Genomic DNA, 26,684 nt, shown 5'->3' with positions numbered 1-26,684 from the left:
ATATTTGGGGATGATAAGTTCTAGAGTACAAATACAAGCTAGACAAACTCTTACTGAAAATACATATTTTATGCTAGAGAGATTAAATGCTGTAGTATCAGATTTTACTATAGATTATGAAGTTAATTTATTTTGTTTTTCTTCTACAACATCAACCAAATTTGCAAAAGATTTTCATATTGTTCAAAACAAAATAATAATAAATATAAATAATATTTTTTTCATTATTCAAAATAAATTTTAATTTAATAAAAATTTATTCATTAATAATATTTTTTTGTAATATTTCAAGTTGAAATTTTGTTTCTAATATTAATTATTTGAGATTGAAATAAATTTATTATTACAAAAAATTATTTTAAATATTTTTTAATTTACTTAATATTTGCATAGCTTGAATTGGAGTTATATTATTTATATCAATATTATTTAATTCATTTTTTATTTTTTTTAATTCTTCATTATCTTGTTTTGATTTATCTTCAAATTCAAATAGAGGAGTGGCAGTAATATTGATTTTATTATTTTCAAAATCTTTTAAATGTTTTTTTGCATTATTTAATATTTCATTTGGCAATCAAGCAATTTTTGCAACATCTATTCCATAACTTTTATTTGCTCATCATTTTACTATTTTTTTTAAAAATACAACTTCTTTTTGATTTTCATAAACTGCTACAGAGTAATTTTTTACATTTTTATATTTTTTTTCTAAATCAATAAGTTCATGATAGTGAGTGGCAAACATTGTTTTTGCTTTTGTTTTTTCTGCAATAAATTGTACTATAGATTTTGCAATAGCTACTCAATCATAAGTACTAGTTCCTCTTCATAATTCATCTAATATTATAAAACTTTTTTCACTACTATTATTTATAATATTTGCTAATTCTATCATTTCTGTAAGAAAAGTTGATTGATTTTTGGCTATAATATCTCAACTTCATACTCTAGCATAAATTCAATCTACTATACTTATTTTTGCTGTTTTTGCAGGAACAAAAAATCAACAATGTGCCAAAAGAACTATAATAGCATTTTGTCTTAAATATGTTGATTTTCATCACATATTTGGTCAGGTAATTATTTGTATAGTACTTTTTTCATCTATAAATAAATCATTTGCTACAAAATTTTCATTTATTGGTAAATATTTTTCTATTACAGGATGCCTTCATTGTTTTATATCAATTTTTTTTTGATCAATATCTGTAATAGTAGGTTTACACCATCAATTTTTATTTGATAAATCCGCAATGTTTGTAAATATATCTATAAATCATATTCATTCTGATAATTCATTTAAATCTTGATTCAAAATAGTTATATCTGATAATAAATTTTCCAAAATTTTTTTTTGTTCTTGGACAAGTTTTTCTTTGGATTTAAAAATTTCTTCTTGTATATTTTGTAAGTAAGTACTAATATATCTTTCTTGATTTTTTAAAGTTTGAACTCTTACAAAATCAAATTTATCAATATTAACATTACTTGTTTTTTCCAAATCTTTACAATCTTTTTTGCTTGTTTCTATAAAATATCATTGATTTTTAATATATTTAATTTTGATAGCATTTACTTTGGTATGATTTACAATTTCTTGTTGATATTTTAATATAAGTTCACTTGAATTATTTGCTAAATTCCTTGCATTATCTATAATTTCACTGTATCATTCTTTTATATATTCATTTTCATTTGCTTGTTCTGATATTGCAATATCTATTTTATTAAAAAAATTTAATATTTTATTTATTTTTTCTTGATTTATATTTATATTTTCAAAATTATTATTTTGTATATATTCCAATATTTTACTTTTTTCTTTATTGAAAATAGTTGATAAACTGTTTTTTAATTTTGCTCGCAAAACTGGAGAATTTCTTTTGTAAATAATACTAGATATTATTTTTGGTATATCATTAAGTTTTTGTATTTCTTGTATTAGATTTTGACATAATTCTTCATTATTTTTTAAAAAATCTATATGCTCCAATCTTTTATTTAATTTAATAATATTTTTTATAGGATTTGATATTATATCTATCATTTTTCTATTTCACATTCATGATTTTGTATTATTTATTACAGAAAATAAAGTATGTTTTTTGTCTCATTCATAACTTGATTTAAAGATTTCCAAATTTCTTATTGTATTTTGGTCAAGATTTACTTGTTCATCTTCGGAAATATATGATATTTTATTTATATTTTTTAAACTTTGTTTCTGTGTATTTAATAAGTAATTTAATAACATTGCAAAACTTTTATCTCTGGGATTAGAAAGAGATTTTCAAAATCAATCTAAACTTTCTACATTTAAATTATTTTTTAAAAAAGATTCAGAATCATAAGGTATATCATAAATATTTATTAAACTTGAAAGATACATTTTAATTTGTTCTTTAAGTTCTTGTTTTTGTAAAAAATCTATATCTAATATTATTTCATTTGCATTTAATTTTATTATATAATTCAAAAATTTTTCAAAATCAATAAAACTTTTGGTAAAATATTCCCCAATAGAAAAATCTCAATAAGCAATATGATAATTTCATTCATTACTTTCAAAACTAGTAATAGCACAAATATAATTATAATCTTTATTTTCTTGATCCAAAAAAGTTCAAGGAGTAAGTATATTTACAACTTCTCTTTTGACAAGTTGTCAAGGAATTACTGTTCAAATTTGTTCTGCAATAGCTATTTTATATCATTTTTGAATTAATTTTGGTAAGTATTTGTCTATACTATGAAAAGGAACTCAAGCCATAGGAGTAGGATTATTACAATTTTTATCTTTGTAAGTAAGAACTATATCCAATTCTTTACTTAAAGTTTTTGCATCTTGAAAAAATGCCTCATAAAAATCTCACATACGAAACAATAATAAGCAATCTTTGTTTTGAGATTTAAGTTCCATATATTGTTTTTGAGCTGGAGTCATTTATTTTTGTATTTATAAATTAAATTTAATATCAAATATAAAGATAAAATTTAGTTTTTCAATAAGATATATTTAAGATTATAATAATAATCTAATTTTTTGTATTATAAAATAGATATATATACTTATAGTAAGTATACTTTTAATTTATTAAACTAAATAAAATACTATGGAAGAAAAAAATATGATGTTGGAAGAATTAAATTATAATGTATCTACAAATTATCCTGTAATAAAAATAGAAGAAGAAGTTTTAGATTTTGATTTAGAATTGTATGATCCTATAAAAGATGATGTAGTAAATAAAAAAATTAGTGACTATAGATGAAAATGGTTAGCTATAGTTTTTTATCCTGCTGATTTTACTTTTGTTTGTCCTACTGAATTAAAAGATTTAAATAATTATTTTGAAGAATTTAAAAACTTGGAAAATGTAGAAGTTATATGAGCAAGTACTGATACAGTTTTTTCACACAAATGATGGATAGAAAATGAAAAATTATTTGAAGATTTTAAATTGTCATTATTGTCTGATAGAAAAACTTTGATTAGTAGATATTTTGGAATATTAAATGAGAAAAGTGGTAATTCAGAAAGATGAACATTTATAATAGATCCAAATGGTGTTTTAAAATCTATAGAAGTTAGTACTGAACCAGTTTGAAGAAGTGCAAAAGAACTTTTAAGAAGACTTAAAGCATTAAAGTTTACAAACGAAAATCCTGGTAATGCCTGTCCTGCTAATTGGATTGAAGATGCACCTGTACTTAAACCTTCTGTTAAAATTGCTGGTCATGTTTGAGAAAACTTAAAATAATTATTTTAAGATATTAAATATTACTAAAAAACTAGAAATAATTACTTCTAGTTTTTTAGTAATAAAAATTAAGTATATAAAATAATTAAAAAAAAATAAAATTGATTGTAAAGAAAATATATAAAATACAATTTATAGAAAAAATATTACTAAAAAAAACTTCTACCTCGCAATAAGTTGCGAGGTGTTATTTAGTAGGAAAAAATTATTGTAAATTTGTTCTATATCTATGATAGACATATCAAAATGATGCTAATAGAATAAATAATATTAAAATATTTAAACTAGGACCAACTTCAGGAACATCTCAAATCTCAGGTTCTTTATCATCTACATTAATATCTTTAATAGTAAGAGTAGTTTCATCACCAACTGGCTCTCACATATCATTTACTGGAACTAATTTAACATGATAATTTCAATTTCTAGTAACTATAATATCAAATTTTCAATGACTAGAATTTGCTTCTCAAATTCTTGAAAAATCAGAATCATCATTATGTCTAAGATATACTTCAACCTTATCAGCAGATTCAATAGGTGTCCAAGTAATTTCTATATCACCTTGTTCTTTAGTATAAGATGGCTTTAACTTACTAGAATCATCTCATGCTCAATGATTAGTATCATCATCTCAAAGATCTTCATCTCAACTATCATCTCACCAACCATCATCTCACCAATCATCAACTTCTTCGCTAGTAGTAAACATAAATTCTTCCGATTCAGTTCATTCAGTTCATTCAGTATTAATAGGTACTACATATACATAATAATCAGTATTAGAAACTAATCAATTTATTTCAACTTCATTATTATTAGGATCAATTCATACAACTTCTTCTCTATTAGCATTTATAGAGTCTGATTCAGTAGAATAATAAACATCATAATTAAATATTGTATTAGCATTAGCATCTTCAATCAAAGGAATCTCCAAAATTAAAGAATTTTCTTTAGCTTCTATTAATTCTACAGTATCATTTGAAGAATAGCCCCAAGCATCATCTCACCAACCATCATCTCACCAATCATCATCTCACCAATCATCATTTCAATCTCACCAAGTATCATCTCAAAGACCTTCTCAAATATCTTCATCTCACCAAGTATCATCTCACCAAGTATCATCTCACCAAGTATCATCTCACAAATCGTCTTGAGAAAAAGTAAATAGAGGAAAAATTCACAACATAATAATAAATAATGATATTAATTTTTTACTCATTTTTTATATAGTTAATTATTAAATATAAATGTATTAATTATTGTATATAAATTTTTATATTTTGCAAATTTTTTAAACTATTTTTATATATATTATATACTAAATAATCTTTTAGTATAAATATATTATTTACTGTATTGTTTTTTTAAATATTTTTATTAAAAATATTTTTTTATTATTTTTTATTGTTAGTATATTAATTTATTTATGATAACTATTATATATCATTTAATATTTATTAAATATAAAAAATAATATTTGTCAACTTATTTAAGTATTAATTTTGATTTATTTTTTATATAAATTGTATTATATACAATATTGACTATACTATATATAGTCAAAAACTAAATCACTGGCACCTTCACCAGATACCTTGATTTTGGTTTTTGTCATTTTGAGGCATATCCTCAGCTTAGCATACTTACAATGGTTATGCAAGCAATAAAAATATTAAGATTTTTGGGTTATTAGAAATATATAAATTTCTACCATATATCTTTAAAAAATAATTACCGCAAGGCATATCCTTAGCGGTTTTTTTATAAAAAAAATAAATTATAAAATATATAAACTCAAAACATATATAATTTTAATTTTTTTCGCTATAAATCAATTCAATCAAATATTTGTCCAAAATTATTTTGAAGTCAAATAATTCTTTTTTGTAAACTTTTTCTCATTTTGAATGATATCAATAACCTAAAGCTCCAGTCATTATAATATTATTTGTTAATGGAACAAAAAATCTACCATCATTAGATCAAAATTCTTTTTCATCTTTTATTTCTTCTTGATAATATTCTTTAATAATATCCAAATATTTTTTTATATATTCCGAATTTTCATCAACAACAAATCATGAAAATTTTTGAATTATATTAAATTCAATATTATCAAATTTACTTACTAATGAATTTAATTTTTGTTCAATTTCATCAATAGAGTTATTAGGATTAAATCTAATATCTAATTTAAAATTTAAATTTCCCATTACTTTATTGAAAGCATCTCATCAATTTATTATTCAAATATTAGCAGAAGTAGAAAGCCAACCATCTTCATCTCAACTTGCTTTTGGAAAAGTTTTATAAAGTTGCTCATAAAAATCTATAAAAGTATCCAAAACACTTTTTCATCTCCAAGGTCTACATCCATGAGATTCAGTTCAATTTATGTTTATTTCAGAAAAAATAAATCATTTTCATTCTTTCAAATATTTATTCATTCAAGCTCAAGTATCTGGTATATAAACCATATTAGCTTTAAATCATATTTTATTTATCAAATAATTTACTCCCAAATTAGATCAAATTTCCTCATCTGTTGTAAACATTAATGCAAAATTTTTATCACAATTAATTATTTTTTCTTTATTGTCCAAAAAGCTATTTATCATAACAGCACAATTTCATTTCATGTCCAAACTTCATCTTCAATAAAAAAAGTCTTCATCTTCATAAAATTCCCAAGTTTCTTCATCTGCATCTACTACATCCAAATGTCAACAAAATAAAAAATCTAAATCTTTTCATCATTTTGATGAAATAATTATTGAATAAATTCAATTATTTTCAAATTTTTCTATAAAGAATCAATTATTTTCAAAAAGGGAACAAACATAATCACAAATTTTTTTCTTTTCTTCTTCTTTTCAATCAATACTTTTTATATTTATAAGATTTTTTAATATCTCTATCATTTTAATATATTTATAATATAAATTATATAGAAGTTACAGTCATATCTACCATTCAATGTGCTGTTCAATAACCTTTTTTTGTTCAATCGGATTTATCAATATTTGAATATTTTGTTATTTGTGAAATTCATGAAATAAAATTTCAATTTCAATCAAAAAATATTCTATTAATAAAATTACCTTCAAATATTTCATAATAATCCTCTTTTGAATTATAAACTGCTCTTGATAAAACTGTATGAGCTTTATTTTCTTGAAGAAGTATATTAGTTCATTTATCAAATCATTTTTCTGCATGTTTTAATAATGATTTTTTCTTTTCTTTTAATAATTTTTTTGTTAATGTTGCAAAAACTGTTACTCATTCAGCATTTTCAGCTCAGACAATTTTTATAACAACATTTTTTAATTCATCTATATTATTTTTTTCCAAAAAATCTTTTAAAGATTTATAATCTATTCATTTAAAATTAAATCATTGTTTTTCATTAGTAATATTAACTGTTTCTGCAAAAAATCATTCTTCAATTAATGAAGAATATTTATCATCTAATGTTCAATCTTTATATTTTTCCCAAAGAATTGAATTTACTCATTTATGAGAACTTACATGAAAATGAGGAAGAATTTTAATATTATTTTTATCTAATTCAGGTAATATTTCTCAAGTTTGTTCTGTCATCATTAAATGATGCCAAACTCATTTTATATTATATCAATCTATACTAATACCTTCATTGTTTTGAGAATATTTAGCTTTTTGTTTAAATTCACTACTTGTAATAAAAATGGCATTAATTCATTCTTTTTCTTTCAAAAATCTTGTCATTTCTTGATGTTCATGTTTACAAGCTCAACTAGCATCATCATGTATCAAAAAAACAAAAACATCATTTTCATTTTCCAAAATATTTCTAATATGTTTAGTCCATCAAGATTTTTGTTTATTATAAATATCTTGTAAATAAGATATTCAAATACCTCTTGGAAAATCATCAAATTCATAAATTGAATTATGTTCTCAACAAGTAGCATCTATACGAAAAACTTGTTCTTTTGACATTTGTCCAAAGTAAATATCTTCTAATTTATCATCTAATCAAATTTCTTTTTTTAATCTTTCTCTAATTTGTGGATCTTTTGATATTTCATCAACAAAATCAATATAAAGTATACTTATTTGTTGTAGCTTTTCTAAATCTTCATTATTTATAAGTTTTTCTTTTTGTAAAAGATGTCTATTCCAAGAAGTTTTTTGATTTGGATTTAATCATTTTTTTGCTATATTTTGTTTATTAAGTCAAGCTGATGCATTAAAATCAATTTCTTCAAAAAAATTTTCTATTCAATTATATTCACTACAATCTATTACATCAATATTTATATTTATAGGATTTTCATTAATAATATGATTGATTTTACTTAATCAATTTGCTATAAAATTATAATATTCATTTAATAATTCTTCATCATCTAATAAAGAAAAAAAATATTTTTTATTTTGTTGAAAATAACTATTTTGATTAATTTTTTGATTATGTGTGATAGATTTTTTAATAATTTCTTTATTAGCTTTTTTGCTAAAAATAATAATTAATAAGTTATCTCATATATCATCAAATTCTTGAATTGATTCTATAAATTTTTTTAGATTATCACTACAATTTTCTAATTCCAAAATATATCATAAATATTTTTTAGATAATTTAAAATTATGATTTAAATTTTCAGATTCAGTTAATTTATAATTTTGGAAAATAAGATCTTTTTGTTTTTTATCTTTTAAGCGATTAACAGCTTTAAGTCTAAATTTTATGGCTTGGTCTAATTTTTGATTATTTTGAAGTATTGAAGAGATTTTTTTCAAAAAATTATTAGTAAAAAAAACTCTTTTTGGATTTTCTTTTCATAATTTATCATCAATTTTCTTTATATAATTAGAACATAACTCCATATTTTTTTAGTTAATATTATAAATATATATTTTATATAATTAAAAATATATATAAGTCAATATTAATTAAAATTTTAAATTATTTAAAAAAATAGATCTCTTAAAATAATTAGAGATCTATAAATTTAAATTTATCAATTATTTTTATTTTTATTTTTATTTTTCTTATTTACAAATAATTCATAATAAATACTTGGAATTACAAATAATGTCATAATTGAAGAAAAACTTAAACCAAATATTACTGTAAATCACAATCAAGCCCAAAATTCATCTTCCAATGCTAATGGTAATATACCAAATATTGTTGTCAGAGTTGTTAATAGTATAGGTGTTAATCTAGCTCTTCAAGCATCTATTATTGCATCTTTTTTTTATTTGTTTGTTCCAAATTATTATTCATTCTATCAATTAGAATTATTGCATTATTTACAACTATTCAAGTCAAGGATATAAATCATATAGCAAATGGCATACTATAAGGATTTCAAGTAACCCAAAGTCAAATATTTACTCATAACATCGCCATAACTATTGAATACAATATCATAAGTGGTTGTAAATAAGAATCAAATTGTAATACTAATACTGAAAATATAATCAAAAGAGCAATAATAAATGAAATTATTGTTGCAACAATTAATTCTTTATTTTCTTGTCATTCTCAAGCTTCTTGAAAATATATTCAATCAGGATAATTATAATTTTTTGCAAATTCAACAAATTTTGACTGAATTTCTTGTGTTCTTGATTCTTCTCATCTCTTCAATTCTCAATCTACATTAACTATTATATCATTATCTCTTCTTTGTATACTATCTACAGCTCTTCATAAACTAACATCTGCAATTTCTCATACATTTACTTTTCATACATTAATATTCATAATATTTGATGGATTTATTTCATCACCAAATTTATTTGATTTGATAATTACATCAAAACTATCTTTTCATTTTCTAATACTAGAAACATTTTGACCATTTAGATAAGTAAATATTTCATTACTAACTCTATCTGGACTTAATCAAAATTCATTAAGTGCAAAATCTTTATATTTCAATACATATTGTCAAGGAAGTTCATCAGAAGATATACTTGTTGATAATATTGAATCTTGTCAAGCAAGCCAATCTTCAAATTTTTTAGATATTGTCAATAAATCATCAAAATATTTTATATCATCCGTAACAATTCTTACTCAAACTGGACTTCCACTAGGAGGTCATCATGATTGAATACTAGTTTTTACTTCCAATCATTGTAATGTTAAATAAGAAAATTTATCTATAATTTTACTTTCTACTTCAAACACACTATTCATTCATAAATCTCTTCTTTTTTCTACTGATAATAAATTTATATCTATACTTATTTTATTTCAATTTATATTGTATGAATAATCTTTTATTTCAAGAATATTATTAAATACTTGATCAAAATTTTCTGTATATTTCAACATATAATCACTAGTAAGTCATTTTTTTCATTCAATATTAATTTGCATAGAATCGGTATCAGAATTTGGAAAAATAGTAAATCATATCTTTGACGAAATAGTGAAAAAGGTTATTATTAATAATAAAAATGGAATTATTATAACTAATATTCTATTGAATCTATATTTTAATATAAAATTTAATAATAAAATATAAAAATTTTTTAATCAATCAAAAACAATTGTATTTAATCATTTAAATCATATTTTAACTTGTTTTGATTCTCTATCATTTTCTAATATTTTTTTTTCATTATCACTAAGTAAATCTTCAGAAAACTCGTTTGGAGTATAATATTTACTATTTCCGTTTAATTTATAAAAAACTGCTGAATTTAGAGTAAGAGATAAAACAAGAGCTGAAATAACAATACAAAAAACTGTAATTGGTATGTATGCCAAAAATGTTCATAACATTCATGGCAAAAACATAAGAGGAAGAAAAGCTCATAATGTTGTTGCTGCTCATGAAATCATAGGTTTATTCAAATCTTTAATAGCAAGTAAAATTGCATTTTTATTTGAATATCATAATTTTAACTTTTCACTTGCTCATTCTATGATAACAATAATAACATCTATAGCTATTCAAAAACTCAAAACTAAAGAAAAGTTCGTCAAAAAATTCATTGTCAATCATAAGGCATCTAATACAAAAAATGTAATCAAAAAAAGATAAAGGTAAAATTAAAGTAGCCAATAGTGATTGTTTAAATCAAACAAATATTAACAATAAAATAAAAACTAAAAAAACTGTTGTTCATCAATTTTTTGCTAATGATTTATAATCTTTAATAATTGTACTTGCCAAATCTGAAGTATACAAATATTCTATTCAATTAAAATCATTTGTTTCAAAAAGAGATTCAATTTCTGATTTAGCAAAACTAGATGCATTAAATATATCCGTTTGTTGATTTTTTTCAAAAGATAAAACTACTGAATTGTAGATATTATTATTTTCTGGTAAACCAACAAATCTTTTATTATCGTCTTCATATTCTATATGATAATCTGCAATATCTGATAATTTAACATAAGAAGAATCTTGTCAATGTACTATTAAATTCATAATTTCATCTATTTCTTCAAATTCTCAATCTATTCTGAAATCATAATCTGAATTTCAAACAGTATAATTTCATAATGGAAAATTTGAATCATAAGATCTTATAGTTTGTCAAATATCTGAAACTGATAATCAAATTTGATCCAAAATTCATTGTTTTACATTAATTTTATATTCATAATCTGCACTTCATAATATTTCAATTTTTGATAATCAATTTTTTCACTCCAAATTATCTCTAATTTGTCTTGCTTTTTCTTTTAATTCATCTTGAGAATATATTTGAGAATAAATAACTAGATTGAAAATTAATTGATTTTCTGTTGTTATGTTGCTTACAGTAGGTTCATCAGCATCGGATGGAAAAGAAATTTTATCTATTTCATCTTGTACATCAATTAATTTTTCTTTAGGATTTATATTATCATTAAGTTCCAAAGAAATAACTGACAATCATAAAGAACTTGTAGCATCAATTTGTTTAATTCAATTTATACTATTAAGTCATCTTACTATTTTATCGGTTATTAATGAGTCTATATCATCAGCATTTACTCATTGATAAGTAGTAGTAATTTGTAATATAGGTATTTCTATATTTGGAGAACTTTCTTTTGGTATTTGAATAATTGCTCATATTCACAATATTAAAACTGCTAATATAAGAATAAAAGAAACTTTATATTTATTTACCCAAAAAGCAAAAAAGCCTGATTCCAAATTTTTTACAAAATCTTTCATAAAAAAATATTAAATTATAAATATATTATACTAAATTAAATTTTAATTATCTTTTTTTATGTTTTTATTAAAAATAAACTTAATTATTTTTTGATAAAGAGTTTTATATTAATTTATATTAACAATATAATGATCATCTTTATTAAATGTTCTAATATCAGAACTTATAATTAAATATTTAGGATCAATTTCATCTTCAATAATTACTCAATTTCCTATTATTTCTTGGATGGAAACAGTTTTAGTTTTTATATCTCAATCATAATATAAATTAATATTTGCTTGATTATTTTTTATATTATTCAATACATTAACTGGTATTATAGGTTTTCAAACATCTACAAAAACTACCACAGTTACAAAATTTCATAAACGAGCTATTTGTTTATCAAGTCTAACTCTAGCAGTATAATTTAGATTATCATCAGCTAAATCAGATATAGAATAAATATTTCATATATAAGATTCTCAATTATGAACAATTTCAACATTCATTCAAACATAAATATTGTCTAATTCAGAATCTCTAAAAGATAATCTTATTTCTTTTCATCAAGACCCCGATATTTCAAATAAAGCTTCACCTTGATTTACTTGTTGTCAATTATCAACAAGAACAGAAGAAATTTTTCATGAAATAGGAGATTTAACATTCAATTTTGAAAATTGATTAGAAACTTCTTGTAATTGTGTTTGTGTATTTTTAATATTATTTTGCAAAGATTGTAAAGTAATTTCTTTATCTTGTTTTGCTTTTTGTAAATCATCTTTTGCTTTATCCAAAGATATTTTGGCATTATCCATTATTTCTTTTTTATTAATAATAGTTCTATCTATATTAATTTTTTGTGAAAAAGAAGATTTTTGTAAATTCTTTTCCAAAATACTTTTTTGTAAATTTAAACTTTCAATTTCTTTTTGTAAAAGTTCTTTTTGATTCAAATAATTTTCGTTAGATTGCTTCAAATTCTCTTTCAAAATATTTTTTTGTAAATTCAAATTTTCAATTTCTTTTTGTAAAAGTTCTTCTTGATTTAGATAATTTTCAAAAAAAGATTCAACTTCATTTTCAAAATTAGATATTTTGGATTTTAAAGATTGAACATTTCATCTTAATCATATAAATTTATTTATAAATCAATCAATTTTATTTTGAGATAAAGTTGTAGAAGTTGTAGAATTTTTTAGAGTAGTATCAATAGAATTAATTAAATTAATACTTCAATCAATAAGTTCCAAAAGATAATTAACTTTATTTATAACTTCATCATTACTTATATTTTGATAATTATTTTTGTCTATTTTATTATAAATTTGAATACTATTTTTAAGTAAATTTTTGCTATTATTTTTTTGACTTGAATTCCTAGCTCATAAATAAATTTCAAATGAATTATTTGCATTTTTATTTTCATTTGAAACTCATAATAACATATCAGCTTCATAATTAATATCAGATAGTAGATTAATATAATCTTGATAATTATTTTGTAAATTTGTTTTTAAATTATTTATACTTTGTTGATTTCATTTTTGTAAATTAGATATTTCCAAATTTAATTTTTCTAATCTATTATCTAGATTTTCTAATTCTTTTTTTCAAATTGAATTATCATGTTGATTTTTTTCTTTCAAATTAGATATTTCCAAATTTAATTTTTCCAATTGATTTTCAAGATTTTTTAATTCTTTACTTGAAACTGAATTTTCATTTTCCAAATCACCTAAAGATAAGTCATATTTTTGTTGAGTAAGTTGTTTTTCAAGATCTTGTTTTTTAGATTCGTAATCTAATTCTTTTTGTTGTACAACTCTTTCAAGATCCCTTATATTTTTTTCCAAATCAATTTTAGTTTGTTCATAATCCAATTGAGATTGTTGTAAACTAATTTGAGAATTTTGAAGTTTAAGTCAATAATTTGAAACTTCATCTTGTATATCTAATAATTTTTGGTCTTTGACAACAGAATCTCATTCTTTTACTAAAATATTTGAAATCCTACCATTTGCTTGTGCATTAATATTTATTTGGTTAGTAGAAACTACTCTTCAATTTTTTTTGAAAACATTCATAGAACTTAAATCATCTAAACTAATAGTTTCAATTTTGAAAGCTTTTGGTTTATCTTCTTTTACAACTTCTTCTTCATCTCAATCAAGAAAAGAAACACATCAAGATAAAGATAAATACAATAAAAAAATTAAAATAAAAAGTATTTTTTTCATAATTGTAAGTTTAATTTAATATTAAAATTTTTTAAGAAATGAATTTCTTTGTACGATCTTTGAAGTCTTTTGAAGCTTTTTGAGCAAAATCATTTAAATCATTACTATTAATTTCTTCATCCATTTTACTTGTAAATTCTTGCATATCACTAGGTTTAATTATCCATACAAGTTTATCATATTTGGTTCAAATAATTAAATTATCTCAAGGTTTTAATCAAATAGATTTCCTAATATTACTTGGTATAACAATTTGTCATTTAGATCAAATTTTTACAGAACTTAATATTTCAACTCAATAATTTTCATTTCAAATATAATTTTCCATCACTATATATTTTATTAATTTAAAAAGTATGAAAAGTATGAAAAGTTTTGAAAGTATAACTTTTTTTTAAAAAAAATCAAGTATAATTTCCGCCCGGGCGAGGAAAAAATGTTGATTTTGTGAAAGAAAAAAATATAATGAAAGAAATTTTTTAAAATTAAAAAATAAAAGAGATGAAAAAAATAGCGATATGAATACAAGATTTTAAAACATTTGAACCATAAAATTATTTTATAAACTAAATTAAATTAAATTAACGATGAAAAAAATAATAATATTAATAATTATATGATTAATAAGTTTGAACTTAAATTGATGTATACAAGAAAATAATGATAAAGAAGAAAAAAATAAGGAAGAATGAAAATTTGAGGAAGAGAAAAAAAATGAAAATTTGAAAGAAATGAATGAAAATGAAGAATATGAAAAAAGTATTAAAGATAATGAAAAAATAGAAAGTATTGAAAAAGAAATTGAAACTAAAACTGAAAAACCAGAAGAAAAAATTAGTCAATATACTGAAAAAATAGAAAACAGTGAAAAAGAAAATCAAGAGGAAAAAGAAATTAAAAAAAAAGAAGAAGAAAGTTTAAAGATTCAAGAGAAGAAAATTCAAAAATCTGATGATAATTTAGAAGAAGAAGTGATAAAAGAATATTATAATTTAATAGAAAAATGAAAATTAGAAAAAGCATTTGAAATGAGATTAAATTCAAATATTGATTTGGAAACTTTTAAATCTTGGTATAAAGAATTAGAATCAACAGAAGTGAAAAATATAAAGCAAGATGATGAAAAATATAATTTCAATGTAATACTAGAATTTAAAGATAAGACAAAAGAAAAATATGAAGTAGTTTCAAAAGTAAAATGAGATAAGATAGAAAATATAAGTTCAGAAAAAATTTCTATATTGTATAAAGATTTAGCAAGTAGTTATCATATAGAAGATGGTAATATTTATTATTGAAGAAATAAACTAGAATGAGTAGATATTGAAAGCTTTGAAATTTTGGAAACTTGATATGTAAAAGATAAAAATAATATTTTTCATTATAGTAAAAAGCTAGAATGAGTAGATCCAAATACTTTTGAGGTTTTAGATTGATTATATGCAAAAGATAATAGTAATGTTTATTTTTGAAATCATAGATCAATATATAAAATGGATTGAGTAGATATTGAAAGCTTTGTTATAGTGAAATGTTTTTTTTCAAAAGGTTTTGATTGTTATGCAAAAGATAAAAATAATGTTTATTTTAATGCAGAAAAAATAAGATGAGCAGATCCAAATACTTTTGAATTAATAAAATATATTGAAAATGTAAAAGATTATGAGATAAAATATTATATATATACAAAAGATAAAAATAATATTTATAGATATTGAGAAAAAATAGAATGAGCAGATCCAGAAACATTTTTTGTTATGTGATTAATATGATTTTATAATGATACATACACAAAAGATAAAAATAATATTTATTATTATTGAGAAAAAAAAGAACAAATTGATTTAGAAAGCTTTGAAATTATATGATGTTTTGAGACTCAATTTTGAAATAGTGATTGTATGTTTAAAGATAAAAATAATGTTTATTATAGATGAGAAAAAATAATTTGATCAGATCCAGAAACATTTGAAGTATTTGAAGAAGATACTAGTTATGCAAAAGACAAAAATAATGTTTATAAATATTGAAAAATATTGGAATGAGAAAATCCAGAAACATTTGAACCATAAAATATATTTTATACATTAATCTCATCTTTGTAGAGTAAAAAATAATTTATTTTATAGTGGCGAGTATTTTATGTTTATTTTTGAAATTATATTTTGTTATTAAATAAACAATAAATTGTTTTAAAAATAAGATTTGTGTGGTATATAAAATATTTTTATTATTTCATAAATTTTAAATTAAATCAAAGATTTGTAAATTTATATTTTACAAAAATGAGATATATTTGTATATAATTACACAAAAAAATAAAAATTGCTATTGAAATTTTTAATAAAATATTTATAAAGTATTACCATACAATAATTTGTATTAGTATTTTATTAATAAAGGTTGTATGTTGATTTGAAGGTGAGGTGCCAGAGCGGTCGAATGGGGCTCCCTGCTAAGGAGTTGTTCGGGAAACTGAACCGAGGGTTCGAATCCCTCCCTCACCGTATTATATTAAGTGGCACTATAGCTCAGTTGGTTAGAGCGGTACTCTCATAAGGTACAGGTCGGTGGTTCAAGTCCACCTAGTGTCATTTAGATTTTTTAAGATTTAAACTAAAGATAATAAGTTAAGGAAATATATGCTTGTTTTATTATCTTTAGTTTAAATTGTTTTATATGATAAATTATTTTAATTGAATGGCAAAAAAATGATCTAGAATATTAGTTGGTTTGATTTGTACAGAAACAGGTGCACAAAATTATGTTACTCAAATAAATAAAATAAATACTGGTAAGAAAATTGAATTAAAAAAATATTGTCCATCTTTGAGAAAACATACAATTCATAAAAGTAGAGAAAAACTTAAATAAGTTTTTTGATATTAATTTTTTAATAATATAAAATATATAAAATAAATTATGTTAAAGATAAGATTAGCTAGAGCTTGAAGAAAAAAGAATCCATTTTTTAAAGTAGTTCTTACTGAGCATTCTAGACCTGCACAAACAGGTTTTAAATCTGTTTTTGGTTGGTATGATCCTTTGAATCATACTTCAGATATAAATTCTGAAGAAGTTAGAAAATATATAGAAAAATGAGCTAAACCGTCAGAGAGAGTAGCTAAAATATTATTTAAAAATACTTGAGATGATTTTTTTAAGTGATTTTATAATGAGACTGAAAAAAATAGAAGTGTAAAAAATAAAGATAAATAGTTTTTTATAAGGTAATATAATCTGAGATGTATAATGCATCTTGAACAATTGAAAACTTTATACTTGTAATAATGGCAATAGTTGTAATTATTCTGTTTGCTTGAGCAGTTTATGCATTTTTAGTTTCAATTTTTCAATTTATATTTTCAAAATGAGATGCAGAAAAAATTAAAAAGGCATGGAATAATATAAGGTATATGATACTTTGAATTATTTTGTCTTTTTTGTTGTTGTTTGTGTTTCCAATTGTATTTGAAAGACTTAAAATTCCATGATATGAAGTTTATACAGCACAAAATATATTTAATAAATCATGAGAGTTGATTAGAAATATAATGTGAAAAGATGAGTCTGATAATTTTGATTATGATACTAGAAGTAATACTAGACTTTAAATAAGTTAAATTGAAATTTAAATGTATAATATAGTTTTTCCTGATTTAGAAGTTAAAAATGATACTTTGGAGAATGTTTTATCTTCAAAAAATTTTAATGTGATATATTTTTATCCAAAAGATAATACACCTTGATGTTCTATACAAGCAAAAGAATTTACTGAATTGATAAATGATTTTGAAGAATTAAATGTGTGAGTAATATGAGTTAGTAAAGATGATGAACAATCACATAAAAAATTTATTAAAAATAAATGAATAAATTTTCCATTGTTGTCAGATAAAGATTTTGAACTTCATAAAAAGTATTGAGCTTATTGAGAAAAAAGTATTTTTTGAAAAAAATATATGTGAACTATGAGATCAGTTTTTCTTGTAAATTCAAAATGAGATATAATTAAAAGTTATATAAATATTAAAGCTACTGGTTCTGGAAAAAAAGTATTAGACTTTATTAAAAATATGTAAAATATGATTAACAAGTTCCCTAAAACTGCAGCATCCAAATGGCAAAGGTATACTAATATAGAAAGGTGATTTATGATATATATTGTTTTGTTGATATTAAGTATATTAATATTTCCTGTTTATCATATAAATTGGTGATGAGTGGATAAAGAAGTTTTTAGATTATTTGATATATATTCTATAAGTACTAGTATATTTATAATTTTTTGTGTTGTATTTTTAATATTTTGGAATATTAGTTTTAGATTTAAAAAAATTATATATATTCTTCTGTGATTTAAAGAAAATGATGCATTAGTTAATTTTTGAATATTATTAATTTTGATTGTTTCTTATATTAGTATAGCTGATGCAGTACTTATGATTGGCTTATATGATGCTTATGTTGGTTTTTCTAGTTGATATTATATATCGTGATTGTTATTAATATTTTGATTGATACGAAATATAGTGTTAGCAATAGATCTTTCTACAAATAAGAAAAAAAATAGAATGATAAATATAAAATCAAATTTATCTAATAATAAAGATGATGATCAAGAAAAAATAAAATCATTATTTGATAAATAAATTTAATTATATGATTGATATACAGAAAAAAATACAAAGCAGACTAGTCCAAAAAAAAATATCAAATTTAACCGAGTGATATTTGTGTAATAGTAGTATTAAAAGTTTTTTGCAAAATAAATTGCAGTGTACAAATATAAAAATAAATTGAAAAATAAAAAATAATATATTATTTATAAGTCTATATCCAAAAAATTTATCTTTTGAAGTTTTTTTGAATAAAAATAAGATAATCAAAAATATTAATGATAATTTTATTAAATATTGAATAAATAATTATATAAAAGATATTATAGTTAAATAATAATCTGAAATTTGTAAAAGTATTTATTATATTAATAATATATAGTATATTTTACAATTTTTTTTTAACTTTTTTTATTTAGTATTTTTGCTTTCTATTAATTTTATAATTTTTAATATTTTAGACTTAATTGTAATTTTATATTTATTTGACTGGGACTATATATTTTTTTTAAATTTTTTCAAAAAATAGAATATATTCAAAAAATTATATAATTCTAATTTTATTATAAATTATAAAAAAATGTTTATAAACTTGATTTTTTTATTAGTTTAATTAAAAGTAATATATTATATTTTAATATATTATTTTTTAATAAATGGACATTTTTGAATTTGAGCTTAGATATATTTCATATAAATGATTAAATAGAAAATATGAACTTAATTTAGATCAAAATACTATAATTAATCTAGTAAAAATTACTGATAAATGAGAAATAAATAAAGAACTTACCAAAATTACACCTGAAGAACTGAAAGAAAGTACTATACAAACATATACAAATTTCAAAAAAAAATTTTTGGAAGAAAATTGAGATAAAAAAATTTGAGTTTCAAATATTAAAGATTATATAAATCGTTTGGAATATGAATTTAAAGTTATCAAAGAAATGTGATATAATACATATTTTTTGATAGTATGAGAATATATAAATCGAGCAAGAAGAAATAGTATTTCTGTATGACCAGGTAGATGAAGTGCAGCAGGTTCTTTACTTGCATTTTTGGTATGAATTACAGATATAGATCCATTAGAATATGACTTAATTTTTGAAAGATTTCTTAATCCAGCAAGAATTTCTATGCCAGATATAGATACAGATTTTGAAGATATAAAAAGAGAAAAAGTTGTAGAATATGTAAAACAAAAATATTGAAATGAAAATGTAGCTATTATTTGAACATATATGACAATGGCAGCAAAAGCGGCATTCAAAGATGTAGCAAGATCTTTTTGAATATCTTTTGTACAAGCAAATAAAATATCAAATTTAATTACAGAAAAAACTATTCAAAAATCTATAGATGAAAATGAAGAATTTAAAAATCTTGTAGAAACAGATAATCAAATTAAAAAAATTACTGAATTAGCTATTAAACTTGAATGAACTACTAGACAAATTTGAGTACATGCATGTGGTGTAATAATCTCTCCCCAAAAAGTAAGTACATATACTCCTATTCAATATCCTCCTCTAGCAGGTTCCAAAAATCAAAGAGATAAAAGTAGAATAATTACACAATATGATTGACATTTTTTGGAAGATATTTGACTTTTGAAAATGGATTTTTTATGATTAAGAAATTTATCAATTATTAAAAATACTATCAAAATTATTAAAGCAAAAAAAGAAAAAGATTGAAAAAAATTAGATGATATTTTTCAAAGATATTTTGAAACAATGGAATTTTATCCACCAATAAATGATGAATATACTTTCAAAAAAACATTTCAAGAATGAAATACATCTTGAGTTTTTCAATTTGAATCTGATTGAATGAGAGCCTGGTTAAAAAAACTTAAACCAACAGATATAAATGATATAATAGCTATGGTAAGTTTATATCGTCCATGACCTATGGAGTTCATACCTTCATATATAGCAAGGAAACAATGAGATGAATTGATTCAATATTTGCCAAATGAAATTTATGATGAAATTAAACAAAATTATTGAGAAGAAGAAGCAAAAAATCAAGCTGAAAAATTAACAAAAGATCTAAAATGATTTATGGAAATTACATATTGAATACCAGTATATCAAGAACAATTGATGAGAATAGTACAAGCAGTAGCTTGATTTTCATTAGCTGAAGCTGATATGCTCCGTAGATGAGTTGGTAAAAAAATAAAAGAAGTAATAGAAGAATTAAAGAAAAAATTTATTGAAAAATGATGAGATTTGTGATACAAACCTGAAACTTGTATATATGTTTATGAAAAAATGATTGAACCAGCTGCAAATTATTCTTTTAATAAATCTCATGCTGCATGTTATGCAATTATTGCTTATCAAACTGCTTATTTAAAAACTTATTATAATGTAGAATTTCATGCTGCTTTACTTAGATCCGTAGAAGAAGATACAGAGAAATTAGCAAAATTTATAGATGAAATAAGTTTAAAATGAATTGTAGTAAGTGTTCCAAATATCAATGAAAGTTTTGTACATATATGAGCTATAGATTGAACTGTAAATCTTTGATTTTTATCTATAAGATGAGTTGGTAGTGAAGTGGCAAGAATTATTGTAGATGAAAGAGAAAAATGATGAAAATATAAAAATTTGGAAGATTTTCTCAAAAGATGTAGATCTATAATAAATAAAAAATCATTGGAATCATTGAGTAAATCTTGAGCTTTGGATGATTTTGCTAGTCGTAATACACTTTTGGCAAATATTGAAAATATGATTGAATGGAGTAAAAATTCTGCCGAATCAAATAATTCTTGAGGTTTATTTGATTTTCAAGATTTAGTTAGTGAATTAAAATTAAAAAAAGAAAAAGAAACTGATACCAAATTTGATAAATTAAATTATGAAGAAGAATCTTTCAAAACTTTTGTATCTTGAAATTTATTGGATTGACTTTATCAATATATAAAAAGTAATTTTAGTTTTATCTCTATGTTTAAAGATGTAGAAGATTTTGGACAAGTAAAAATGTTTTGATTTATAAAAGAATTGAGAAAAATAAGAAAAAAATGAACATTTGTAACAATACAAGATATTACAGGTCAGATTGATATTTATCTTAAAGATAGTTTAGATTTAAAAAAATATGATATTATAGCTTATGAATGATATAAATGAAAATCACTTAATACAAAAAAAATAACTAAAGTAAATCTTGAAGACATAATACACAAAGCAAAAAATTCAAAAAAATATGATGAAAAATTAACTGTTAGTTTAGTTAGAGCCAAGAGAGCCAATTAAAATATACTATTTAAATAAATTATATAAATAAAATTTAATGTACAAAAAATCAATATTTCGATTTAGACAAGATTTGAGAATATTTGATAATACTTGACTTTTTAATGCAATAAAAAATTCTAAACAAATAATACCTATATTTATTTTTGATACTAATATTTTATCTAGATTTCTATCTAATGATAAAAGATTATGATTTTTGAAAGATGCATTAAATAAATTATCAAAAGATTTGGAAAATATTTGATCTTATTTAATAATTAAAATTGGCGATCCTAAACAAATTTTGACTCAGCTTGTCAAAGAATATCAAGTACAAGCTATATTTACAAATAAATCTTATTGAAGTTATTGAAAACAAAGAGATAAATTTATTGAAAATAATATTAATATTGATTTTAATTCATTTAATGATTTTTTATTAGTTAATCCTGAAGATGTGCCTATAAGAAAAGTTTTTACTCCTTTTTATAAACAATGGAAACAATTTATAAATTTTGATTGATTTTTGGAAATAAATAAAATTGATTCTCCTAATTTATATTTTGAAAATATACAAAAGCAATTTAAAAAAATAAATTCTTGAGAAAATAAATATTGGAATATAAATTGATATGAAGATATATTAAATAATTTTGATTTTTGAAATTATGAAAATACTAGGAATTTACCTTATATAAATTGAACTTCTAAACTTTCGCCTTATACAAGATTTTGATTAATTTCTGTAAGACAAATTTATAATAAAATTATAAAATCTAATTATGAAAATGATGTATATTTATCAGAAATAGCTTGGAGAGAATTTTGGAATCATATTGCAATTAATTTTCCTTGGACATTAGATTTGGAATTTTTGGAAAAAAGAAGATGAATATCTTGGGAAAATGATCAAACTTTATTTGATGCTTGGCAAGAATGAAAAACTGGTTATCCTATGGTAGATGCATGAATGAGACAATTAAAAGAAGAAAATTGGATACATAATAGAGTAAGAATGGTAGTGGCAAGTTTTCTTAGCAAAGATTTATTGATAGACCGAAGATATTGAGAAAAATATTTTGAAAAATATTTGATAGATTATGATAGAAATGTAAATATATGAAATTGGCAATGGGCAAGTTCTGTAGGAGCTGACCCTAAACCTTTAAGAATTTTTAATCCTATGTTGCAATCTCAAAGATTTGATCCTAATTGTGAATATATAAAAAAATATATTCCAGAATTGAGAGAATATAAAGCTGAGCAAATTCATAATCCTTTAAAATATAATTTATGATATGCAAAACCTATTGTTGACCATTTTGTAAATTCAAAAAAAGCTAAAGAAATTTATATGAAAGCTAATGATTATTAATAAATGTATTTAATTTTAAGTAATTCTGAAAAATATATAAACAAAGCTTTAAATTATTTTCCATCATTTTATATAAATAATTTAAAAAATAAAAATACTTTTGAACAAAGTATAGTAGCAAGATACTTTATATCAAAAATAATACAAGATAAATATTGAATTAAAAAATATTTACCACTTACAGATACTAATTGAAAAGCTATATATAACAAATCAATATATCGATGTATATCACATAAAGAAAAATATGTATTTATTTGAGTTAATAAATTTACATTATGATTAGATTTGGAAATAATCAAAAATAGAGATGAAAGTATATTTACAATTTTTGATAAAAAAGAATGGGATTTAATATGAGAAATAAATATTTATAATTTTTATAGAATTTGGACAGCTAAAGAGTCTTTAATAAAATTATTATCTTTAATATTAGATGATATGCAAAAAATTAAATTAGTAAACATTTATAAAGAAAAAAAATCTATATCTAATATAAATTTCAATTACTTAATTAAATTAGAATTTAATAACAAAATATACAAAATATTAAATTCTATAAATAACAGATTTTGTTTATCTATCTCATTTTAAAATAAAAAAACAGAAACTTTAAGTTTCTGTTTTTTTTATATTTGACTTGTAATATTATTTAACCATAAGATAATATATATCATTTTGATTATCCTCTATGCATTTTCATTTTGATACATGAGCATCTGTTCCACCTTCTTCAAAAAGAACTTCGTCACAAAGAGAGTCCATAATTCGCTGTGACTCAGAAGCACTAGCATTTATACCACTAGCAGTAGCCTCTGCATTCAAATTAGAATTATCATAAGTATCAGTAATATGCCAATTAGGACCAGTTCAATCAGTTTCCATATTTGCTCAAAGAACATATCAAGCATTTGAAACACCTTTATTCTTCATAGATGTATAAGTATATAATCATCAAGTTCATGAAATACCATTCAAAAATGCATCACTATTTCTTTCTGATTGTGGATCACCAGGTATACTATCCATATATTTAGGAACAATATCACCTATTATTTCATCTGTTGATCATGAAGCAATAGGATATATTGACCTATCAGAATGATAAATTGATAATGCAGTACCAATTTGTCACAGATTAGAAGTCCTAGCTGCATCTCTAGCTTGACCTTGAGCACCTGTAAGTCTAGGAATTAAAGCAGCTGATAAAATACCAATAATTACTACTACAATCAACATTTCTACCAATGTAAATCATTTATTGTTAGACATAATTTTCTTTGTTTATTAGAATAAAAAATAAAACATAATGTCTTTATATATTATTATATAATAGACATAATTACATTATAATATATTTTTTTTATTTTGCAAGACTTTTTTATAGTTTTTTGTTTTAATACATACTTTAATTATTATCAAAATTAATATTTATTCCAATAAATTATTTAATATTTCACTAATATCTTCTTCATCATTTTCATCAGTTTCATTATTTATTTCATTTTCACCAGTTTCATCATTAATTTCATTTTCACCAGTTTCATCATTAATTTCAGCATCACCAGTTTCATCATTAATTTCATTTTCATCAGTTTCATCATTAATTTCATTTTCATCAGTTTCATCATTAATTTCATTTTCACCAGTTTCTTCAATTATTTCATTTTCATCAGTTTCTTCAATTATTTCATTTTCATCAGTTTCTTCATTAATTTCAGTATCATCAGTTTCATTATTTATTTCATTTTCATCAGTTTCATTATTTATTTCATTTTCACCAGTTTCTTCATTAATTTCAGTATCATCAGTTTCATTATTTATTTCATTTTCATCAGTTTCATCATCAAATAATCAATCAATTATTCCTTCCAATTCTTCCAATTCTTCTTCTGTCAAATCACTATTTTCAATATTTATATCATTAATTTCACTTTTATTATTTTCTTCATTTTCACTTTTATTGTTTTCTTCATTTTCTCATAGATTTGAATTTGTATTATCTTCAAACATACTAGGGTCATATTCTATTTCTTGTCTATTTTGAGATGGAGTAGCAAGTAAATAAATAAATCACATTCAAAAAAAGGATATCAAAAATATTGATATTATTATTATTACTCATATTTTTTGTATTTTACTTCTCTTAACAGTCATTATATTATTAGTTTATTTAGTTAAATATTATTTATTTTTTCTTTAGCAATTTCATTTGTTTGTTCTATTTCCAATACTTTAAAATAAAACTTTTTGGCATTTTCTGTGCTTCCTATATCTTCAAATAAACTTGCAGTTGCCAATAAATAATTTATATTTTGTGGTCTTAATTTCACAGCATTTTCCATATATTCTATAGCTTCATTAATTTTTTCCAAGTTATACATTATCTCTGCCATACTTACATAATATCTAGGATTATCATTTTTGAGAAAAATTGCTTTACTTATCAGTAGTTTAGCAGTTTCAAAATCCTCTCTTTCAAGATATATTTGTCAAACTTGCCAAATACTTTTATGATCTTGACTATTTTTTTCAAGTATTTTTTTTAATAAAGGAAGAGCTTTTTTATGTTTTCATATAGAAAAATAATAGTCTGCCAAAAGTCATATTATATCTTGATTATCTTTGTCATAAGATAATCATTCTATTAACTTTTGTTCATATTTATTCAATTCTCATTTTTCTTTCAATGACATTGCTTGATATCTTAATTTTTCTATTTTTTTCTGTGTTATTTCATGTAATTCTTGTTTTCTATCTTTTTCTTTTTCTTCTATTTTGTTTGATATTTTTATGTCATCTTTTTCTTGATAATTTTTTTGTTCAATTTCTTCATATTTCTGTTTTTCATTATCAATATATTTTTCTTTATATATTATTTCTTTTGTTATTTTTTGTAAATTCTTTTTATGTTCTATTTTTTGATAAAAATTTTTTATTATCCAAAAACTAACAAAAAGGTATTTTTTCAACAAAAAAATTAGAGGAACTACAACTACGATTGTAGTTAAAATCAACCAAATCTTTAATTCTAAAGCTAACATAAATATGATTAATTAACTAAAAAAATTATCAATTTAAAACTTATATTGATTTAAAAATTAAATTCAATATATATTTCATTAATCTTCTGCACCTAAATTAAAGAAAAAAGTGAATTTTGTTGATTCTGTAGGTAATTTCTTTGATTTCTATTTCGGAAAAATTTTCAATTATGTAATATATATTCAACTACTTCTAACCAG

Annotated in this window: 23 protein-coding genes and 2 tRNA genes; 13 read left to right on the top strand and 12 right to left on the bottom strand. The window is 21.3% G+C overall.

The features are described from left to right. Positions 1-244, top strand: a 244-nt coding sequence (locus tag VAMP_RS01000; RefSeq protein ID WP_213348287.1) for a hypothetical protein, incomplete at its 5' end; no start/stop codon positions are given. Between the two features lie 114 nt (positions 245-358). Here VAMP_RS01000 and mutS read toward each other — a convergent pair. Continuing rightward, positions 359-2,947, bottom strand: a complete 2,589-nt coding sequence (gene mutS, locus VAMP_RS06890; protein WP_213348285.1) for a DNA mismatch repair protein MutS — start codon at positions 2,945-2,947, stop codon at positions 359-361. 169 nt (positions 2,948-3,116) lie between these two features. Here mutS and VAMP_RS00990 point away from each other — a divergent pair, with 169 nt between their 5' ends. After that, complete coding sequence (locus VAMP_RS00990) at positions 3,117-3,764, top strand: peroxiredoxin (RefSeq protein WP_244831490.1); 648 nt, start codon at positions 3,117-3,119, stop codon at positions 3,762-3,764. A gap of 205 nt (positions 3,765-3,969) precedes the next feature. Here VAMP_RS00990 and VAMP_RS00985 read toward each other — a convergent pair whose 3' ends face one another. The 8 genes from VAMP_RS00985 to VAMP_RS00950 form a co-directional block, all read right to left on the bottom strand. Then, positions 3,970-4,992, bottom strand: coding sequence for a hypothetical protein (locus VAMP_RS00985; RefSeq protein WP_213348283.1), 1,023 nt, complete (start codon positions 4,990-4,992; stop codon positions 3,970-3,972). Positions 4,993-5,584: 592 nt separating this feature from the next. Continuing rightward, positions 5,585-6,694: a M20 family metallopeptidase gene (locus tag VAMP_RS00980; RefSeq protein WP_213348281.1), complete on the bottom strand. Its 1,110-nt coding sequence runs from the start codon at positions 6,692-6,694 to the stop codon at positions 5,585-5,587. A gap of 22 nt (positions 6,695-6,716) precedes the next feature. Then, the gene (locus tag VAMP_RS00975; protein WP_213348279.1) at positions 6,717-8,648 is read right to left on the bottom strand and encodes a hypothetical protein; all 1,932 of its coding nucleotides are present in this window, start codon (positions 8,646-8,648) and stop codon (positions 6,717-6,719) included. Positions 8,649-8,779: 131 nt separating this feature from the next. Further along, complete coding sequence (locus VAMP_RS00970; RefSeq protein ID WP_213348277.1) at positions 8,780-8,929, bottom strand: hypothetical protein; 150 nt, start codon at positions 8,927-8,929, stop codon at positions 8,780-8,782. A gap of 77 nt (positions 8,930-9,006) precedes the next feature. Then, positions 9,007-10,776 (bottom strand): efflux RND transporter permease subunit, encoded by a 1,770-nt coding sequence (locus tag VAMP_RS00965; RefSeq protein WP_213348273.1) that lies wholly within the window; start codon positions 10,774-10,776, stop codon positions 9,007-9,009. After that, positions 10,664-11,956 carry an efflux RND transporter permease subunit gene (locus VAMP_RS00960; protein WP_213348271.1) on the bottom strand — a complete coding sequence of 431 codons (1,293 nt, stop codon included), beginning with the start codon at positions 11,954-11,956 and terminating at the stop codon, positions 10,664-10,666. The genes VAMP_RS00965 and VAMP_RS00960 overlap by 113 nt, the downstream gene beginning before the upstream one ends. Before the next feature lie 108 nt (positions 11,957-12,064). After that, positions 12,065-14,182, bottom strand: coding sequence for an HlyD family secretion protein (locus VAMP_RS00955; RefSeq protein WP_213348269.1), 2,118 nt, complete (start codon positions 14,180-14,182; stop codon positions 12,065-12,067). A 31-nt stretch (positions 14,183-14,213) separates the two neighbouring features. Further along, on the bottom strand, positions 14,214-14,510 hold the full coding sequence (locus VAMP_RS00950) for an AbrB/MazE/SpoVT family DNA-binding domain-containing protein (protein ID WP_213348268.1): 297 nt from the start codon (positions 14,508-14,510) through the stop codon (positions 14,214-14,216). Positions 14,511-14,769: 259 nt separating this feature from the next. Between VAMP_RS00950 and VAMP_RS00945 the strand changes: the two genes are divergently transcribed. The 11 genes from VAMP_RS00945 to VAMP_RS00895 all read left to right on the top strand — a co-directional run bounded on the left by VAMP_RS00945 (position 14,770) and on the right by VAMP_RS00895 (position 24,033). Further along, on the top strand, positions 14,770-16,254 hold the full coding sequence (locus tag VAMP_RS00945; RefSeq protein ID WP_213348265.1) for a DKNYY domain-containing protein: 1,485 nt from the start codon (positions 14,770-14,772) through the stop codon (positions 16,252-16,254). Positions 16,255-16,602: 348 nt separating this feature from the next. Then, positions 16,603-16,689: transfer RNA gene (locus tag VAMP_RS00940), tRNA-Ser, on the top strand. A gap of 13 nt (positions 16,690-16,702) precedes the next feature. Then, positions 16,703-16,776 (top strand) — tRNA-Met (locus tag VAMP_RS00935). 85 nt (positions 16,777-16,861) lie between these two features. Further along, complete coding sequence (rpmG, locus tag VAMP_RS00930) at positions 16,862-17,056, top strand: 50S ribosomal protein L33 (RefSeq protein ID WP_439099511.1); 195 nt, start codon at positions 16,862-16,864, stop codon at positions 17,054-17,056. A gap of 48 nt (positions 17,057-17,104) precedes the next feature. After that, on the top strand, positions 17,105-17,401 hold the full coding sequence (gene rpsP, locus VAMP_RS00925; protein ID WP_213348263.1) for a 30S ribosomal protein S16: 297 nt from the start codon (positions 17,105-17,107) through the stop codon (positions 17,399-17,401). Between the two features lie 26 nt (positions 17,402-17,427). Then, the gene (locus VAMP_RS00920; RefSeq protein ID WP_213348261.1) at positions 17,428-17,796 is read left to right on the top strand and encodes a hypothetical protein; all 369 of its coding nucleotides are present in this window, start codon (positions 17,428-17,430) and stop codon (positions 17,794-17,796) included. Between the two features lie 21 nt (positions 17,797-17,817). Continuing rightward, a complete protein-coding gene (locus tag VAMP_RS00915) occupies positions 17,818-18,264 on the top strand; it encodes a peroxiredoxin (RefSeq protein WP_213348259.1) in 447 nt (148 codons plus the stop codon). A gap of 3 nt (positions 18,265-18,267) precedes the next feature. Further along, positions 18,268-18,834, top strand: coding sequence for a hypothetical protein (locus tag VAMP_RS00910; RefSeq protein WP_213348257.1), 567 nt, complete (start codon positions 18,268-18,270; stop codon positions 18,832-18,834). A gap of 623 nt (positions 18,835-19,457) precedes the next feature. Beyond that, complete coding sequence (gene dnaE / locus VAMP_RS06885) at positions 19,458-22,082, top strand: DNA polymerase III subunit alpha (RefSeq protein WP_213348255.1); 2,625 nt, start codon at positions 19,458-19,460, stop codon at positions 22,080-22,082. Between the two features lie 37 nt (positions 22,083-22,119). Beyond that, the gene (locus tag VAMP_RS00900; RefSeq protein WP_213348253.1) at positions 22,120-23,439 is read left to right on the top strand and encodes a cryptochrome/photolyase family protein; all 1,320 of its coding nucleotides are present in this window, start codon (positions 22,120-22,122) and stop codon (positions 23,437-23,439) included. A gap of 3 nt (positions 23,440-23,442) precedes the next feature. Continuing rightward, positions 23,443-24,033 carry a 4'-phosphopantetheinyl transferase superfamily protein gene (locus tag VAMP_RS00895; protein ID WP_213348251.1) on the top strand — a complete coding sequence of 197 codons (591 nt, stop codon included), beginning with the start codon at positions 23,443-23,445 and terminating at the stop codon, positions 24,031-24,033. Between the two features lie 54 nt (positions 24,034-24,087). Here the strand turns inward: VAMP_RS00895 and VAMP_RS00890 are convergent, their stop codons facing one another. The 3 genes from VAMP_RS00890 to VAMP_RS00880 all read right to left on the bottom strand — a co-directional run bounded on the left by VAMP_RS00890 (position 24,088) and on the right by VAMP_RS00880 (position 26,483). Then, on the bottom strand, positions 24,088-24,711 hold the full coding sequence (locus tag VAMP_RS00890) for a type II secretion system protein (RefSeq protein ID WP_213348249.1): 624 nt from the start codon (positions 24,709-24,711) through the stop codon (positions 24,088-24,090). Between the two features lie 159 nt (positions 24,712-24,870). After that, complete coding sequence (locus tag VAMP_RS00885) at positions 24,871-25,596, bottom strand: hypothetical protein (RefSeq protein WP_213348247.1); 726 nt, start codon at positions 25,594-25,596, stop codon at positions 24,871-24,873. Positions 25,597-25,616: 20 nt separating this feature from the next. Further along, the gene (locus VAMP_RS00880; protein WP_213348245.1) at positions 25,617-26,483 is read right to left on the bottom strand and encodes a tetratricopeptide repeat protein; all 867 of its coding nucleotides are present in this window, start codon (positions 26,481-26,483) and stop codon (positions 25,617-25,619) included. Between the last annotated feature and the right edge of the window lie 201 nt (positions 26,484-26,684).

The sequence above is a fragment of the Candidatus Vampirococcus lugosii genome (assembly GCF_018420025.1).
GTDB lineage: Bacteria > Patescibacteriota > Gracilibacteria > Absconditabacterales > Absconditicoccaceae > Vampirococcus > Vampirococcus lugosii.
Note: the sequence above shows the minus strand (reverse complement) of the source record. Positions and strands in the feature narration are given on the sequence as shown.